This window comes from Caballeronia sordidicola (genome assembly GCF_000729995.1).
Classification (GTDB): domain Bacteria; phylum Pseudomonadota; class Gammaproteobacteria; order Burkholderiales; family Burkholderiaceae; genus Caballeronia; species Caballeronia sordidicola_A.
The window spans coordinates 107489-124383 of sequence record NZ_JNFG01000008.1; the positions used below are offsets into that span (position 1 = coordinate 107489).

14 protein-coding genes are annotated in these 16895 nt (G+C 57.1%); 12 read left to right on the plus strand and 2 right to left on the minus strand.

Features of this window, described 5'->3' with window-relative positions:
* Positions 1-639 (plus strand): hypothetical protein, encoded by a 639-nt coding sequence (locus FH08_RS0108830; RefSeq protein ID WP_152602760.1) that lies wholly within the window; start codon positions 1-3, stop codon positions 637-639.
* 1564 nt (positions 640-2203) lie between these two features.
* On the opposite strand, the gene FH08_RS0108835 is transcribed toward FH08_RS0108830, so the two are convergent.
* Positions 2204-2986 carry an IclR family transcriptional regulator gene (locus FH08_RS0108835; RefSeq protein WP_031357985.1) on the minus strand — a complete coding sequence of 261 codons (783 nt, stop codon included), beginning with the start codon at positions 2984-2986 and terminating at the stop codon, positions 2204-2206.
* Between the two features lie 206 nt (positions 2987-3192).
* Between FH08_RS0108835 and FH08_RS0108840 the strand changes: the two genes are divergently transcribed.
* On the plus strand, positions 3193-4560 hold the full coding sequence (locus FH08_RS0108840; RefSeq protein ID WP_031357986.1) for an MFS transporter: 1368 nt from the start codon (positions 3193-3195) through the stop codon (positions 4558-4560).
* Between the two features lie 24 nt (positions 4561-4584).
* On the plus strand, positions 4585-5028 hold the full coding sequence (locus FH08_RS0108845) for a type II 3-dehydroquinate dehydratase (RefSeq protein ID WP_031357987.1): 444 nt from the start codon (positions 4585-4587) through the stop codon (positions 5026-5028).
* Positions 5029-6724: 1696 nt separating this feature from the next.
* Here FH08_RS0108845 and FH08_RS0108860 read toward each other — a convergent pair.
* Positions 6725-7651, minus strand: a complete 927-nt coding sequence (locus FH08_RS0108860) for a helix-turn-helix transcriptional regulator (RefSeq protein ID WP_035565699.1) — start codon at positions 7649-7651, stop codon at positions 6725-6727.
* 239 nt (positions 7652-7890) lie between these two features.
* Here FH08_RS0108860 and FH08_RS0108865 point away from each other — a divergent pair, with 239 nt between their 5' ends.
* The 9 genes from FH08_RS0108865 to FH08_RS0108905 are packed head-to-tail and all read left to right on the plus strand — an operon-like array spanning position 7891 to position 16861.
* Positions 7891-9045, plus strand: a complete 1155-nt coding sequence (locus tag FH08_RS0108865; RefSeq protein WP_031357989.1) for an ABC transporter substrate-binding protein — start codon at positions 7891-7893, stop codon at positions 9043-9045.
* Positions 9042-10592, plus strand: a complete 1551-nt coding sequence (locus FH08_RS0108870; protein ID WP_031357990.1) for a sugar ABC transporter ATP-binding protein — start codon at positions 9042-9044, stop codon at positions 10590-10592. The genes FH08_RS0108865 and FH08_RS0108870 overlap by 4 nt, the downstream gene beginning before the upstream one ends.
* The gene (locus FH08_RS0108875) at positions 10576-11559 is read left to right on the plus strand and encodes an ABC transporter permease (protein WP_031357991.1); all 984 of its coding nucleotides are present in this window, start codon (positions 10576-10578) and stop codon (positions 11557-11559) included. Before FH08_RS0108870 ends, FH08_RS0108875 begins: the two co-directional genes overlap by 17 nt.
* Entirely contained in the window at positions 11556-12524 is a 969-nt protein-coding gene (locus FH08_RS0108880) for an ABC transporter permease (RefSeq protein ID WP_031357992.1), read from the plus strand. The genes FH08_RS0108875 and FH08_RS0108880 overlap by 4 nt, the downstream gene beginning before the upstream one ends.
* 56 nt (positions 12525-12580) lie before the next feature.
* Positions 12581-13669, plus strand: a complete 1089-nt coding sequence (locus tag FH08_RS0108885; protein WP_031357993.1) for a 2,3-butanediol dehydrogenase — start codon at positions 12581-12583, stop codon at positions 13667-13669.
* Complete coding sequence (locus tag FH08_RS0108890; protein WP_031357994.1) at positions 13666-14571, plus strand: NAD(P)-dependent oxidoreductase; 906 nt, start codon at positions 13666-13668, stop codon at positions 14569-14571. Before FH08_RS0108885 ends, FH08_RS0108890 begins: the two co-directional genes overlap by 4 nt.
* A gap of 26 nt (positions 14572-14597) precedes the next feature.
* Positions 14598-14882, plus strand: coding sequence for a YciI family protein (locus tag FH08_RS0108895; protein ID WP_031357995.1), 285 nt, complete (start codon positions 14598-14600; stop codon positions 14880-14882).
* Positions 14883-14909: 27 nt separating this feature from the next.
* Positions 14910-15770 carry an intradiol ring-cleavage dioxygenase gene (locus FH08_RS0108900; RefSeq protein ID WP_031357996.1) on the plus strand — a complete coding sequence of 287 codons (861 nt, stop codon included), beginning with the start codon at positions 14910-14912 and terminating at the stop codon, positions 15768-15770.
* Positions 15767-16861, plus strand: coding sequence for a maleylacetate reductase (locus tag FH08_RS0108905; RefSeq protein ID WP_031357997.1), 1095 nt, complete (start codon positions 15767-15769; stop codon positions 16859-16861). Before FH08_RS0108900 ends, FH08_RS0108905 begins: the two co-directional genes overlap by 4 nt.
* The last annotated feature ends 34 nt before the right edge of the window (positions 16862-16895 follow it).

Consider the following 16895-nt stretch of genomic DNA (forward strand, 5'->3'; position numbering starts at 1 on the left):
ATGAAACCTATTTTGTCCGCCCCCATGCTCGCCACAGTGATGCTGGCGCTTGCTGGCTGCGATCACCCCGACGCTGCCAATGAAGTCAACTTCCGTGCCGCCCTGGACAAGCACCTCGAAGCCCACGGTGATCTTTGCATCGGCCGTCACATTTGGCCGGTCGACGTGCCGGATGTGCCTGTCGCAGGACGCTTGCGCGATGGCATCCAGATGCCAGCGCTCGAACGAGCGGGGCTGGTGGCACACGTGAATGCTGAGATGAAATTGCATCACCGGGACGGCACCGACGAGACCGTGAAGGCATTGCGCTACAACCTGACGGACAAGGGGAGACAGTTCCTCAACGCGCAGCCGCGGACTGCCGGGCGCAACAGCGACGCGGCGCAACCCGATCTATGCTACGGCCATGTGCATCTGGCCAAAATCGCGGGCTGGGACAAGCCGCACAAAAGCGAAGACAGCCCTGAGCACTTGGTTGCCACCGTGCGTTACACCTACACGCTGGAGCCGGCGCCGTGGGCACGCGATCCGGCGGTGCAGGGCGCATTTCCGATACTCGCTCGTGTGGTCAAGGGCAGCGGTTCCACGGAACTGACGCAGGTGTTGGTGGCCGGTGGCGACGGTTGGCAGCCGCTATAGGGCGCTGGGGGTTGAGGCGCTCGTTGTGCCCGCGAAGTGTTCTCGTTCACTCACGTTCCAAGCGCTGCGACCGTCAGGAATGCAATCGCCTTTTCATGGTGAGTCTCCAGACTTCCGAGTTGTCGGTATCTCGCCAGTGAACCGGATACCTCGGGAGGTGCCCTCGCTGCGCCTCAATAAAGAACCAGACGGGTTGTCGTTTCGGCTAGCGCCATCGAGTTAAGCTGGTTGCGTTGACGGTTACGCGCGATGTTCCAAGCCGTTGCTCGCCGAGGACGCTTGTCGCGATCTGTTTGATCAAATTTAGGATTCTGATTTCACACAATGCTTTGTGTCCCAATGTATCCGGGCCGTTTCCTGAAACAAAACGTTGCGCTCGAGCTTCCCCGATCAAGAAATGCTGATTGGGACTATATCCGTAGGAAACTCCAGACCAGGTGGCGTCGACGTAACGTTCGCCGGGCCTCCCATTCTAATGGAACGGACTACCACATGAGCAATGGATGAGGGCATTGTGCACTACACGCTCTGCGTTGCGTTTCAGGTCGTTCGAGGCAATCGTGGAACACTAATCAGCGCGGAAAACCCGTGACTTGAGCACGGTCTGGTTTCCTAATTGACTTGACATAAATCTAATGATCGTAGTCGACAGATCGACAATGAAGGTATCCTAAGTTAAACATAGGACATGTCTTAACTAGTTTGTCGGAAGGCCGCATAGCGGCAATGCAAGTTTCAGTGCATCCCCTCTTGTCAGCGTATCGCATTGACAAGTCTCGCTCGCTTGTCCGCTTTCTTGACAAACACCCGCCCTTAAGCCCGCGAGGAGCTTGGCGCCCCCGAGTCGCCATTGAATCAGATTCAGCAGCGCTGCATTTCATTTTTGTGTCTATGCAGGCTTGCTGGGCACGGCTACGATCAGTTGTCCCTTGCGACAACGCTCCTCTCAACTAATCGCGCGCCCGTTGAAAGACGGGTTTTTTTGACCACATTTTCACGTTGTGCCAGATTCGATCTAATGATGCGGTGAAAAACTGCTGACTGTGCCAACGCAGCCATCGCCACGCAGGAAAATTCGATGCGTCGAAGTTCAGAAGGTGAAAATTCGTCGCACTACCGTAGTAGAGGCGCTCGATACTGGGTCGCTTGAACGGGCGGTCATGCAGGCGAGCAAAGCGACTGGCCTCCAGCCTGATCTTTTCGATTCATATGACGTCGTTTTCGTCTGCCATTCCCGGTAGGCGGCGACACATATCGCAGCCGATGCGTGGGATAGCATCTCAGTAGATTTCTTGTGGCATCGGAGGACTGCGGCGGGCTCGACGCGAGTTTGCAGTATGTTGTCTGTGATGCTAGCGGTCGCGGTCGTTCGGTCAATTCATACGATGGTCTATAAATGGTCGACTTCTGCCTGAGGCGGACCAATCAATGGCGGCGTATCCCGCCGGTTCAACGTCGGACCGGGATTTGGCCACATGCGAACAATCGGCAGTATTGGTAAACGTGCGTTGATGATTCATAGGCAGCCCTCGTATTCGAACAAATAGCCTTCGTCACGCGAACGCTAGCGCATCCGGCCAAATAGCGGGGATGCCAGGCTCGCGGTTGCGAGTTCGTTTGCAGCTGCCAGCAGCGCGGACCCAAGCGTGGCCATGCGTTTCTCAGTCAATCTGACGGCTGGCCCTGCAATGCTGATGACCCCGATCGCGGGGTAACCCCGTCGCTGGACCGGGGCAGCCATCGCCGTCATTCCCGGCGCGAACACTTCGTAGATCGTTGCATAGCCACGGGCACGAGCGGCATCGACGAACGCCAGCAGCGCCTTCACGGTGGTCGGTGCGTTGGGTCCGTACTGCTTCGGTTGCCCAAACCCCTGGCGCGTCACCAACTCGAGCGCACGCTCATCGGTCATGGTCATCATCCAGGCGTGGCCGGTCGCACTGCACGAGAGGATGGTATCCATCCCCATGTCCGGGTCATATCGCAACCCCTTCAGCGCGCCTTGCGCCTTGGCAACCCACGTCAGCCTGTCTCCGTCGACGATAGCGAGCCGGACAAGCTCTCCCGACGATTCCGCGAGGCGGTCGAGCAGCGTTTGCGCAATGTCGATAATGCCGGACGTCGCCAGATAACTGAGCCCCAGCCCAGCGAGCTTCGTGGTCAGCACATAGTCACCGTGCTCGCGTAACTGACGTACATAGCCGCACTGCTTGAGATCGACAAGCAGACGATGGCAGGCACTGCGAGGGATCTCAAGTTGATCCGAGATCAACGCGAGCGGCGTTCCTTCCATCTGTGTCGCGAGAAATTCCAGCACCGCTAATGTCCGCTCGGTTACGCCTGGCATGGAGAGTCCTTTCTTCTCGATCAGGCGACGATGATTGCACAATATGAGATGAGATTCCAGCCTGGAATAACGTCCCGGCAGCGCTGTTAATCTGCCTATTAGCCGTCTCGCAAGATAAGACGCATGAAAAAGGCGCGCCACGCACGTTGAACAATTCAAAGTTCGCCGTGACGTGATGCCGACAAGGTTTGGAATACGGAGACAACATGGATCAGCACTCGCACCTCCCCGCGCAGCAGGCGATGCGCACGCGCGCAGTGACCGCGGCGGCTGTCGGCACCGCACTCGAATGGTTTGATTTCACGTTATACGGCGCACTGGCGGCCACCGTGCTGCCCAAGCTTTTTTTCCCGTCGATGGATTCGACTTCCGCGTTGCTGGCCTCGCTTGCCACGTTCGGTGTCGGGCTCGCAGCGCGACCGCTAGGCGCGATCATTTGTGGTTACCTTGGCGACAAACTCGGACGGCGCAACCTGATGCTCGGTACCGTCACCGTCATGGGCGTCTGCTCGATGTTGATGGGCTTGCTGCCGACCTACGCGAGCATTGGCGTGGCGGCGCCGATATTGCTAGTTATCCTGCGTATCTTGCAGGGCTTCGCGCTGGGCGGCGAATCGACAGGCGCGCAGTTGATGGCGATCGAGCATGCAAGTTCCGATCGTCGCGGCAAATACTCCGGCCTTCTCGGACTATGTTCGCCGCTCAGCCAGATCATGGCCAACGGCGTACTGCTCGCTCTTTCATCGGCGATGTCGGCGCAGGCATTCGACACATATGGCTGGCGCATTCCGTTCATCCTGAGCTTCATCCTCGTGATAGTCGGCATCTACATCCGGCTGCGAGTCAGTGAGACGCCTGCTTTCGTCGCGTTCCGTAAAACTGAAGTCGTTCGTGTCGGCAGTCCGCTTCGCGATGCGCTGCGGCTTCACTGGCGAACGGTGCTCCGATGGATGCTGTTCTTCTGCGGTCCTGCGGCGATCTTTTATCTGATTGTTGTGTTCTCCTTGAGTTATGTGACGAAAACGCTGGGTGTGCCGAAACAGACGGGCTTCTTGTTGTTGATGGGCGCGAACGTGTGCGCAATCGTCGGGGCGCTGGCCGGCGGCATGCTGAGCGACCGGATCGGCCGCAGGAAAGCACTTGCAATCGGTTCGATCGCCACCTTGCTCATGCTTTTCGTGTATTTCCAGATTCTCGATACGAAGAGCTTCGTGCCCATGCTGGCTGCAATGGGTTTCTTTCTCGGCTTCACGCAATTCCAGAGCGGTATCCAGCCGGTTGCATTCGCCGAAGCGTTCCCGACCAATGTGCGTTACTCAGGCTCGGCGCTGGCCTATACCGGCGCCAACCTGATCGCGGGCGGTCCCATGCCTGTTCTTGCGGTCTGGCTCTTCGCCCTTTGCAATGGCTCGCCGTGGGGCGTCGTCGCGGTGTGCGTCACGTTCAATGTTATCTCGCTGGCCGCGATTTTGACCGCACCCGAAACGCTGGGTATCGATATGAACCGGGTCGACTCTGCCGGAGAAGTCATGGGTTCATCGGCACATCCGTCCACGCAATCCCAACCACACTGAATCACTGAAAAGCAGGCACCGCAGATGAAACCACTTGTTTATGTCCTGAATGGTTCGAACTTGAACATGCTCGGCAAGCGCGAACCGCACTTGTATGGTACGACGACGCTGGCCCAGGTGAAAGAACGCACTGAGACCCTCGCGGCCGAGCTTGGTCTCGAATGCGACTTCCGTCAGACGAACCACGAAGGAGTGATGGTCGACTGGCTGCAAGAGGCTTTCGAAAAGGATGCCGCAGTCGTCATCAATCCGGCCGGTTTTTCGTTCGCGTCGATACCAGTGCTGGATGCGGTCAAGCTGATTCGTCAGCCGGTGATCGAGGTGCATATCACCAACATCCACCAGCGGGACGAACAGTATCGGCATTCGCTGGTCTCGTTGGCGGCACGCGGCGTGATATGTGGCCTTGGTGTCGACGGATACCTGCTTGCCGTTCGAGCGGTCGCAGGCGCCATGCAGCGCGCATAGCGTTGACGCGGCGCTAAATGAGCTACTTGTGCGCGCCCGAAGCCATCGCGAGAGCGTCGATATCCCGTTTTTTCTTTGTTTGGCGATGCGAGCGACGGGCAGTGAGCTCACAGTGGCACGTTAGATTTGATTTCGCAAGGTGCGAGATACCGACAACGTCTGCCTCTGGCACGCAACCAGCGCGCCATTTTTCTGATCATCGCAACGGCGTCGCTTTTTTGACTCTACGGATCTCGCCGCGATGACATTTGTACTTGCTCAATCAAGGCTAGTTCTACACCAGTCGCTGGCGCTGTCCAGAAGGCGCATTTGCAGCGTCAATCGAAGCCGGTCAGCAGCTGACAATGCAGTCGGAATGGCATTTCAAGCCTAAAAACAGCCCATTTTCACACTGCGCCTCGGTTTCCGGGGTCGAAAATCCAATGTCCGACAAGGCCCATCAAGAAACGGCATGCAGGGCGCTTGACCCGCGGTCGTCGCGTTTAGGGCAGGGGAGTCCTCGGGCATACGCGCGCCGGATTCGGCCAGCCGCCCGCTCGACGACTAAGCGGATGACGCAGCGTCGGAACATGCCCGCCATGCGGATGGCCAACGGCGCGTGCCGCCACGTCCGGACCGTGTGGAGCTGGCGATCCTTACGGCGCTTGCCGTCACCTACCGCGCCGACATGCTGACCGACTAGTCGCTGGGCTACGCGTTGCGCCTGGTCGCCTAGTCGCCCGGCGCGGCGGCGTTGCGTTCGTGCAGCGTGTGCTGTGGGCGAGTCAGCATAGGATGCGCAACTGTCCGTGACGCTCGCGGCCGCGGGCCGCTTCGCAATTTCACTCGCATTTCTCGATGTCTTTCTGGCAGACGCGAACGCGGTACTTGCCGGCTTTATGTCACGGCTACCCGGACAAAACAACTTGCAACTAACCGTCAAGCAATTCTAACTATTCCAGCACCGTGGCTGCTGCCGCAGCCACGGTGCCGAAAACCCCAGTCAACAAACAGGAGCGCCACCGCACTGACGATCGGGCGAAGCTTCCCGATCGTCAAGCGCCCTACGACCACATGGTAAGCGTAAGCTCAATTGCCAAGGCGTAAGCGTTCATGGCGGGGGCGGGTGCAGAGACTTGCCCATCAAGGGTTTGCCGCTTCTTGGATGGCCCATGGCACATAGCATGCGAGCCATTGATTCAGACCTGTTTCGTGAGAACCGCCAGAGTTTGCACGATTCGAACGGTTACCCGGGCATGGGCCAGTTTTGTCCTGCAGTGCCGCAAGACATACATGCGTGGACGATGCCATGACTGACGAGCGGGCACTTGAACTTGTATTGTGTCAGAGCTTCGGACAACCGAAACAATACGGGCCCAATGCACACACTACGATTCCAGGATTGTTGAGTTCATTCATACGGCTCGAGCGCGCGGATATGCAGCGATCAACGAAGTGTTTGCTCCTGGCAAGACCGCAATGGGTGCAACGGCCGGGTCATCCAGCGCTGGGTTGATAAGCATCGCGGGCCCGCTTCCCGACTCGACGAAACGCGCATGGCGAGCCTCGGCTACGCGCTCTCAGCCGCGGCAACCGAGCTTGCCGCCACACATCACGCGTCGCCGTTGTCCAATCGAAAAAGGTGGGCGGATAGAGGTTGCAAACAACCCCGGATTGTTTGCAACCTCACAGTCCCCGACATCTTGAACGCAACCAATCACTCGGTCAGGCGTTTCCTAAGTGCCAGTGCAGTGGGTTTCCGAAATGTTTCAAGAACTGTAGCGGCTTCGAAGGTTTTTGTGGCTGAACGCGAGCTCTTCATGAGTGCCTCGATGCGTTCAGCCGTGTCTGTAGAAGGAGCAGGGGTGTACACCATGATGCGCGTACCCGGAGCGTCGGGAACTTCGAGCGACAATGCATCAAGCTCCAACAGCCCTGCTACCGGATGCTCAATAGCCTTGCGCCAGTCGCTGCGCTTAAGCACGTCGTGCTCAGCCCACCATCTGCAAAAGTCCGAGTCAGTATCGTTTAATTCTTCGACAAGGTCTCGTAGGAAAACCTCCCCGGATGGACGAAGAATGTAGTCCCCACGAAACTGCGCAAGCACGCACTTCGCGTAAGCATCCCATCCTCGAAACAGCTTGCGTGCGCCTTCGCCATGAAACGTGAACCACAACAGATTGCAGCGTCCCGCGGGCAGCTTTCGAAAATCTGTGAAGACTTTCGTTGCAGCCTCGTTCCACGTGACGTAATTCCAGTTTCCATCAACGACATAAGCCGGCATGTTGCCCAGCTGATCGAGCATGCGGCGTACCGTATCCGTCACGTTCTGCGCGATTGGATATGGACCAGGGGGAGTGTAATGGTTAGCCAGTTCGAACAAATGGGTACGTTCATGCGGCGATAGCTTCAACGCATTGGCAATGCTTTCGACGGTTCTAAACGAGACGTTCACCTCGCGGCCTTGTTCAAGCCATGCGTACCACGTGACACTGATGCCCGCTTTTTCTGCCACTTCTTCGCGACGAAGTCCTGGGGTTTTTCGTCGGGGTCCGGACGGAAAATCAATATCCTGTGGACGCAGCCTTGCGCGTCGGGTTCTCAGAAAGTCAGCCAGCTCGTCCAATCGTTGCTGCTTTTCCATAGCAATCGTCTCCTGAATCTATTCCTGTTACTGCCAATACTAGTAATAGCAGTTGCTAGTTTAGCGAAACGAACCGTGTCACTCTCAGTCCGTCGTCGCGTCAGATCGATTCTTGTCTTCAAGGCCTAACGATTATAGGCGGCTTGAAGAACGATGGTTTTGCGGCGTAGAAAACTTGCGGCGGTGCAAGGAGGCGCTAGACCTCGCGTCGCTGAATAAGAAAACTTACGGAGACATTAATGCGATCTTCTTTTCGTAGAAAGGGTGCGGGCGTGCTTGCCGCGACAGTGTTGTCAATGGTCCCGGCGCTTGGCGCCCACGCCGACTACACCGGTGCCCCCCGCACATTCCTCTTTAATCCAGCGGTGCAGATTCCTTTCTCGGACACGGCCAAGTACAAGAAGAAAGCGCCCTATGTCATCGGTTTTTCTAATGCGGGCTTGGGCGACAGCTGGCGTGTCGTGATGCAGCACTCGCTGATGAAAGCTGCCTCCGAGCACGCCGATGTGATCAAGCAAATGATCATCACCAACGGCAACATGGACGATGCGAAGCAAGCTGCCGACATACAGGACTTGATCTCACGTGGCGTCGACCTGTTGATCGTGAGTGCAAATACTCAGAAAGCACTCGATCCGGTTGTGACGCGCGCAATGAAACAGGGTATTCCCGTAGTCATGGTCGACCGCAGGATCTCGTCGGATAACTTTGTATCGTTCGTAACGGGATCTGACGCGATGATGGGCCGCGTATGGGCTCAGTGGATCGTGGAAAAACTTCACGGCAAGGGAAACGTGATCATGCTCGCTGGGCAAGCAGGATCAAGTGTGAGTGCCGATCGCGAAACAGCAGCCAAGCAAGTATTTTCGCAGTACCCGGACATCAAGGTGCTGGACACGGTCTACTCGGACTGGAGTCCGGTAAAAGCCAAGCAACAGATGCAGGCCATGATCGCGAAGTACGGTCACACGATTAATGCCGTCTGGTGTGCGCATGGACTGCCGGTCGCGGGTTCGATCGATGCCTTCGTTGCTGCAGGATTTAAGGCGGGCGAGATCCCTCCGCATACAACTGCCGACCTCAACGGTCCGCTTCAACTCGCACTGCAATACAAAATCCCGATGCTCGAGATCGGCTATCCGCCGACGATGGGGCGCACGGCGATCGATGTCGCGTTGAAAGTCCTCGCTGGTCAGTCCCTTCCCAAGATCTATGAAATCAGCCCGCAAATTGCGCTGACCCGAGGTGACGAAACGCCGTCAGTGCCACACCCCGACCAATACTTCGACCAGATCGTGGATGCCAAAGGTCCTCCGGATGAAATCATTGATGGCGGCATGGGACCGGGCTACAACCCGTCCACGTTCAAGGTCACGCTGCCAGGTGAGAAATGAGCGCCGGCGTCGTCTCCACGGCTGATCTGATTGAACTTCACCAGATCACGAAGGAATTCCCAGGTGTGAAAAGCCTCGATCAGGTGTCGTTCGGGGTCCGTGCGGGTGAAATCCATGCGCTCGTTGGAGAGAACGGCGCTGGCAAGTCGACGCTAACTAAGGTACTGGCGGGGGTTTATGCACCCGACGCGGGCGAGATCCGATTCGATGGACGCGTAGTTCAGTGGAAGTCGGCACCTGACGCGAAGCGTCGCGGCATTCACGTCATACACCAGGAGCTCGTGTTGTTTCCGCAATCGACTGTCGCCGAAAACATTTTCGCCAGCGCTGAACCGCGCACCCGTCTGGGGTTGCTCGATCACGCAACGATGAACAGGGATGCGCAACGCTTGCTAACGGAATTGGGCGTACAACTTGACCCGCGAGAGCGGGTGGGCAACTTGTCCGTCGCCGACCAGCAGATGGTGGAGATCGCTAAGGCGATGGCCAGCGAGACTCGAGTGCTGGTGCTGGATGAACCAACGGCGGTGATCGCGGGGCGAGAAGTGGAACTGCTCTTTGATCGTGTACGTGCGTTGCGGGCGCGGGGTGTTGCAATTGTCTATATCTCGCATCGGCTGGATGAGATTTTCGCGTTGTGTGATCGCGTGACGGTGATGAAAGACGGCCGCAAGGTCGCCACACATAACGTATCCGACACCACGCGGGACGCGCTGGTTCGCCTTATGGTTGGACGCGAGATGAAGGATATCTACCCGTCTAAGCCGGCGCTCGCAGTGAATGCGCCAACCCTTTTGGAAGTAAGTGATCTGTGCGTTGGCAACAGGGTGTTCAACGCATCATTGTCGGTGCGGGCAGGGGAAATCGTGGGGATAGCCGGCATGGTGGGATCGGGGCGCACCGAACTCGCGTCTGGAATCTTTGGCGCTCTTCCTGCCCGAAGTGGAGTGGTCAAGATTGGCGGCATCAAGCGAACACGCATTACGCCCGCCATTGCAATCCGGCTCGGGCTCGGCTTTGTCACGGAGGACCGGAAATCACAAGGCTTGCTGATGCTGCTTAATGTCGCTCAGAACGTCACCGCAACGACGCTCAAAGGTGTCTCGCGGCTAGGCCTGATGCGGCGCGGCCCAGAAAAGGCTGCTGCTGTGGAAGCAATCAAAAGCTATGCAATTGCTGGGGCACGTCCAACGGGTAGTGTGTCGACGCTGTCGGGCGGTAACCAGCAGAAGGTATTGATCAGCCGTTGGGTCCGCGTATGCAAGCGTGTGCTGATCCTCGATGAGCCGACGCGCGGAGTAGATGTGGGCGCCAAGGCTGAAATTTATCGAGTCATGCGACAACTGACCGAAAGCGGATTAGGAATTCTGATGATCAGTTCCGAGCTCCAAGAAGTCATCGGCATGTCCGACCGGGTCCTGGTGATGCACGAAGGCCGTATTAATGGCGAGCTCACTGGCAGCGCCATGACCGAGCACGACATTATGCGACTCGCAACGACCTCGGTGACACACACTACAGGAGGCCAGCATGAGTACGCTCTTTAGTTTGAACAACGGCCGGTCGCTGTCAATGCGCCGCCATTTATCGCATAACGCAGCCGCTTGGGTCGTGCTTGTTCTCCTGTTCGTCTTGCTTGTATCCGGCACTCTGATCAGCGACCGTTTTTCGACTGTCGGCAACCTGCTCAATGTGCACCAGCAGGCAACGGGTCTCGCACTTGTTTCGCTCGGACAGACGTTAGCGGTCTTGACTGGCGGCATCGACTTGTCGGTCGGGTCCATTATCAGCGTGGCAGCAACGCTCACATCAGGTCTCGCCGACAATCCCTATGGCGGCTGGCCCACTGCCGTGATCGCCGTAGTCCTGCTTTCCGGTTTAATCGGATTGATCAACGGGTGTCTTATCCTGTGGTTGAAAGTTCATCCATTGATTGTCACGCTGGGAATGGGAGCCGTTCTGCAGGGAGGCATTCTTTACTACTCCCTGGGGCCAGCAGGCAGCGTACCGGACGGATTTGATTCGGTTGCTTACGGCCGTTTCCTGAATATCCCTGTCACTGCAACGATCGTCGTGCTGCTGTTTTTCGTCGCCTCCTTCATGATGCGAAAGACGCGCTTCGGTCACTACATTTACATGGTGGGCGATGACGAGCACGCTGCGGCGTTGTCCGGCGTTCCGACGACACGCGTAATTCTTTTTGTGTACTTTTTCTCTGCGATCTGCGCGGGTCTCACGGGCATCTACCTTGCCGCTCAATTCGGCTCGGGTCAACCTTACCTAGGTGTGAACTACACCTTGGCGTCAATCACGCCAGTGGTCGTAGGCGGGACAGTTTTGACAGGTGGTCGAGGTGGTGTCATCGGTACGCTGATAGCGGCATATCTGCTCAGTCTGCTCAACAATCTGATCAATTTCGCGGGCATCCCTTCGCAGTATCAATTGATTGTGCAAGGGCTTGCGGTGATTATCGCGGTTTCAGTCAATACACAACGCAAACGGGTGGCAGCATGAGCGCCGTTGTTGCGAAACGGCCCGCATGGTCGCAGTTCATTTCCTTGAACGTTGCGCGTCGCTACGGCATCTTCATTTTCTTTGCGCTCCTCGTGATCGCCTCTGGCATTTTGTCGCCGACGTTCTTGCGTCAAGACAATGTGGTCAACATGCTGGTGCAATTTGCCCCACTCGGGATGGTCGTGATTGGGCAGGTGTTCGTGATTCTCGTCGGTGGACTGGATTTATCGGTTGCATCAGTCATGGCAACGGCTGCAGTTATCGCGACTTGTTTTGACGGGACGAATACTTCAGCGCCAAAAATTTTTGCAGCGACCATAGGCATGTGTGTCCTCACAGGCTTGTTGAACGGTTTGCTGGTCGCGAAGCGGCAGGTCTCCCCGTTTCTCGCAACATTTGCAACCGCCGTCGTGTTACAGGGCCTCCGCTTTGCCTACACGCAAGGTGCCCCGTCAGGCAACGTACCGCCACTATTTCATGAGATGGGTACAGGCTTCCTCGCCGGGATGCCAGTCAATGTGCTGATCGTCGTGGTGCTGGCGCTTATTTTTGGTGTCTTGCTTCATTTGTCGACGTTTGGACGACGCGTGTTCATGGTCGGCGGGAACTCCGAATCTGCACGCTTGGTCGGTGTGAACCCTGACGTCATCCGGATCGCATGCTACGTCGTCAGCGCACTGCTGGCCGGTCTAGCAGGGCTAGTGCTATCCGGCTTTGTCGGCATCGTCGATAACTGGGTGGGACGAGGCTTTGAGCTTGATTCCATCGTAGCGACAGTCATGGGGGGTGTCGCTCTGTCAGGCGGCAAGGGGACGCTGCTTGGCGGGCTGGTCGGCGCCGCAATCCTGATCATTGTCTTCAACATTGTGTTGTTGCTTGGCATGCCAGTGCAGGCACAAATCATAGTCAAAGGCGCAATCATTATCGGCGCGTCAGCCTGCTATGTAATCCGGCGCGCACGATAAAGACATTCAACGCGGACGACTGATGAAGGATTTGTCCGCCAAAAAGGAGATTGAACATGAGAGCAGTTCGGTTTCACTGCGCACACGATATTCGGGTCGAGAACATTCCCGATCCGAGCGGCATGGGCGCCAACCAGATGATCGTCAAACCGATGTGGTGCGGCATTTGCGGTACAGACCTTCACGAGTATCAAGCAGGACCCATCGTCGTGCCTACGGAACCCCATCCTCTGACGGGGGCAACTGCGCCCCAAGTGCTGGGGCATGAATTCAGCGCGGAGGTGCTTGAGGTCGGCAAGGACGTGAAGAACGTACAGCCGGGCGACCGCATCTCGGTGATGCCACTTGCGTCATGCGGGCAGTGCTACTACTGCACTCGTGGAATGCGCCACCTGTGCGTCAAGATGGCGTGCGTTGGTTTGAGCTGGAATGGAGGCGGGATGGCGGAATACACCGTCATCAATGACTATCACGCGAACAAGCTGCCCGACTCCGTCAGTGACAAACAAGGTGCGCTGATTGAACCGGCCGCCGTCGCGCTTTACGCGGTCGACAGGGGAGGGGTAACTGTTGGCTCGTCGGTGTTGATCACGGGTGCCGGGCCAATAGGCGTGCTCGCGGCGCTGGCTTGCCATGCGGCGGGCGCGAGTCAAATTTTCGTGAGCGAGCCCAATGCGGCAAGAGCGGCGAAGATGGCAGGTTTTGGTGTGGCGACAGAAATTTTCGATCCGACAGATGGCGAACTGCCACAAAAGATTCGCGACCTCACTGAGGGCGTGGGTGTCGACGTCGCGATTGAATGCTCAGGAAATCAGCACGCTCTGAATGCGTGCGTTGATGCCGTGCGTTCGGCCGGCGCGGTTGTACAGGCTGGCCTGCATGTAGGTACAGCGACAGTCGATCCAATGAAATGGTCGCTCAAGGACATTCACATCGAAGGCACATGGTGCTACCCCGTCACGATATGGCCTCGCATCATCGGGATGATCGCTAATGGCAAGTTTCCGGTCGAGAAGCTAATCCACGATCTGATCGATGCCGACGATGTCGTTGCCAAAGGCTTCGATGCTTTGAGCGACAAGGGCGGCGACAAAATGAAAATCCTGATCAACCCGCAACTTACATCCAAGCGAGCAGCCGCATGAGCACACCGAATGCAATACAGAAACCGTCGATTGGATGGATCGGCCTGGGTAAGATGGGCTCACCCATCGTCGTCAACCTGCTGAAGGCTGGCTACGAGGTGTCCGTCTTTGACACGGACCCGACGCGGGCGGGTGAGCTTGCCGCACACGGTGCAAGGCCTGCGCCGGACATCGCGGCTCTGGCGGCTTCCGCTCAGGTTGTGTTCTCAATTATTCCCGATGATTCGGTTCTCATCAAGGTGGCGCTCGGTTCGCAAGGCGTTATTTCTAATCTGTCGCGCGGCGCGGTCTACGTGGATATGAGCACGGTGTCGCCGGCAGTATCCGTAAGAGTTAGCGACGAGGCGAAAGAGAAGGGCGTTGGATACATCGCTGCACCGGTTTCGGGCAGCACGGTCCTTGCCGAAAAAGCGCAACTGACCGTGTTTACGTCGGGCCCACGTGCAGCCTTTGATACTGTACTGCCTATATTCGAAGCAATCTCGGCTAAGCAGTATTACGTCGGCGAGGATCAGCAGGCCCGGTATCTCAAGCTTGCGATCAATCATCTGGTCGGCTCAACGGCAGTGCTACTCGCCGAAGCCTTGACCTTGGGCAAGAAAGGCGGTCTGGACTGGGACGAAATGTTGACGGTCATCGGCGACAGCGTTGCAGCATCGCCTCTTCTTAAATACAAGCTGGAGCCGCTCAAACAGAGGAATTTCAAGGCTGCGTTCTCGTCGCGGCAAATGCTGAAAGACATGTCCTTGGTCGTTGAGGCTGGCGAAGCTGCCGGAGTTCCCATGGCCGCGGCTGCGCTGGTGCGCCAGCAGTTCGCAGACTACGTCGGAGCAGACGGCGCCGAACTCGATTTCTTTTCCATCGTGCGTGCAGTTGAACTGAGCGCTGGCCTTGATAACTAAGCGCCAATCTTTTTGAGGAGCATCACATGCACTACACAGTCTATTGCCTCGACCATGACAACATGGTTGAACGCCGTCTCTCCCATTACGAAGCGCACAAAGCCTATCTTGCGACGACGCCGGTGAAGATGGTGATGTCAGGCCCGTTGCTTGCGCAGGACCAGGAGACCATGATCGGCAGCTTTTTTTTGTACGAGGCTGAGGACATGGGCGACGTACAGCGGTTTAACGCAAAGGATCCGTTTAACGAAGCCGGCATATGGAAAAGCGTGGATATTCGCCCTTTTCTCAAACGCGTCGACAATCGCTGACTGAACCGGAACGATGAGCCCATCTCCATGAGAAACCTTGACGAAAATACGATTACCGAAGCGGTGCTGTCGCGCCACGCCAGCGCCTCAAACCCAAGGTTAAAGGAGATCATGACGAGTTTGGTCAACCACCTTCACGCGTTTGCGCGGGAGGTGCAATTGACGGAGCCAGAATGGGAGTCGGCGATTCGCTTTCTGACTGAAGCGGGGCACATCACCGATGACAAGCGCCAGGAATTTATCCTGTTATCCGACACACTTGGCTTGTCAATGCTCGTCACCGCGATGGCGAACGTCAAGCCGGCTGGGTGCACCGAAGCGACGGTTTTCGGCCCCTTCTTCGTCGACGGTGCACCGGTCCACGCAAACGGTGACGATATCGCCAACGGCGCGAGCGGCGAACCCTGTTACGTGTCCGGGTGTATCAGAGGGCTTGATGGCGTGCCCATTGGAAACGCAGAGATCGAAGTCTGGCAAGCGGATTCTGAAGGCTTCTACGACGTTCAGTACGATAGTGATGTGCATCGTGCGCGCGCGTTGCTGCATAGCGGAACCGACGGTCGTTTTAGTTTCCGAACCATTGTTTCGGTCCCTTACCCGATACCTCATGATGGCCCGGTGGGGCGGATGCTGTCCGCACTTGGACGTCACCCGTGGCGACCTGCGCATCTTCATTTCATGATCACCGCGCCAGGTTTTGAACGGCTTGTCACTCATGTATTTCGCGATGGCGACCCATACCTGGATACCGATGCTGTGTTCGGTGTGCGTTCGTCGCTCATTGCGCAGTGGGTTCATCACGATGAAGGACAAGCCCCCGACGGCTCGCGCATGCACACGCCGTTCAGCACCCTCGACTTCGACTTTGTACTGAATCGCGCATCATGAAACCTCACTTTGCTACACCGTTTATCTACAGCACGCGGGCAACGCGCATTGTGTTTGGTGCAGGTTCGCTCGAACGCCTGGGTAACGAGCTCGATGAGTTGGGTATCCGCCGGGCATTGGTGTTGTGTACACCTGAGCAGCGAGAGCTAGCAGAAAGGGTGCGCGCAATTGGGGGCGCGCGTTGCCACGCAATATTCGATGGCGCGGTCATGCACGTGCCTGTTGAAACGGCAGAAGCCGGTGTCCGGGCCGCGAAGGAGCACGGCGCAGACGGTCTGGTTGCTGCTGGAGGCGGATCGACTCTGGGTCTGGCGAAGGCTATCGCGCTTGAGACAAGCCTGCCTATTGTCGCGATTCCTACCACGTACGCCGGGTCCGAAGTGACGTCTATCTACGGGCTGACAGCCGGAAGTGAGAAGAAAACTGGCAAAAGTCATCGAGTGCTGCCGCGTACAGCAATCTACGATGCAACGCTTACATTGACGCTCCCCGTTGCTTTGAGCGCTACGAGCGGCCTCAACGCAATTGCGCATGCTGCTGAAGGGTTATACGCGCAAGATGGCAACCCCGTCATGTCCATGTTCGCGGAAGAGGGCATTCGCAGCTTGGCTCAAGGTCTCCCTTTTGTGTGTGCTCAGCCGAAGGACATCGAGGCAAGGGAAGTCACGCAGTACGGTGCATGGCTTTGTGGCACGGTATTGGGAAACGTCGGCATGGCGCTCCACCATAAGCTTTGCCATACCCTGGGCGGTACGCTTAATCTTCCGCACGCGGAAACGCATGCAGTGATTCTTCCATACGCAATGGCTTTTAATCTACCTGCTGTTCCTGATGCAAGAGCGCGGCTTTCTCGTGCATTGGACACTGATGATCCGGCCGTGGCGCTTTACGAGCTTGGCCGCAAGCTTGCAGTCCCGGCCTCGCTGGCGGAGCTAGGGGTAAGCGAGTCGGACCTCGATCGCGTGGCCGAATTCGCGATGCGTTCGCCGTATTTCAACCCACGGCCCCTTTCGCTGCAGTCGGTCAGAACATTGCTGCAAATGGCGTTTGAAGGTGATACGCCCATCTCATCTGCGTTCCTGCGTAACTAGTTTGACCGTCGTTCGTTGCCTGGGCGAAATCTAT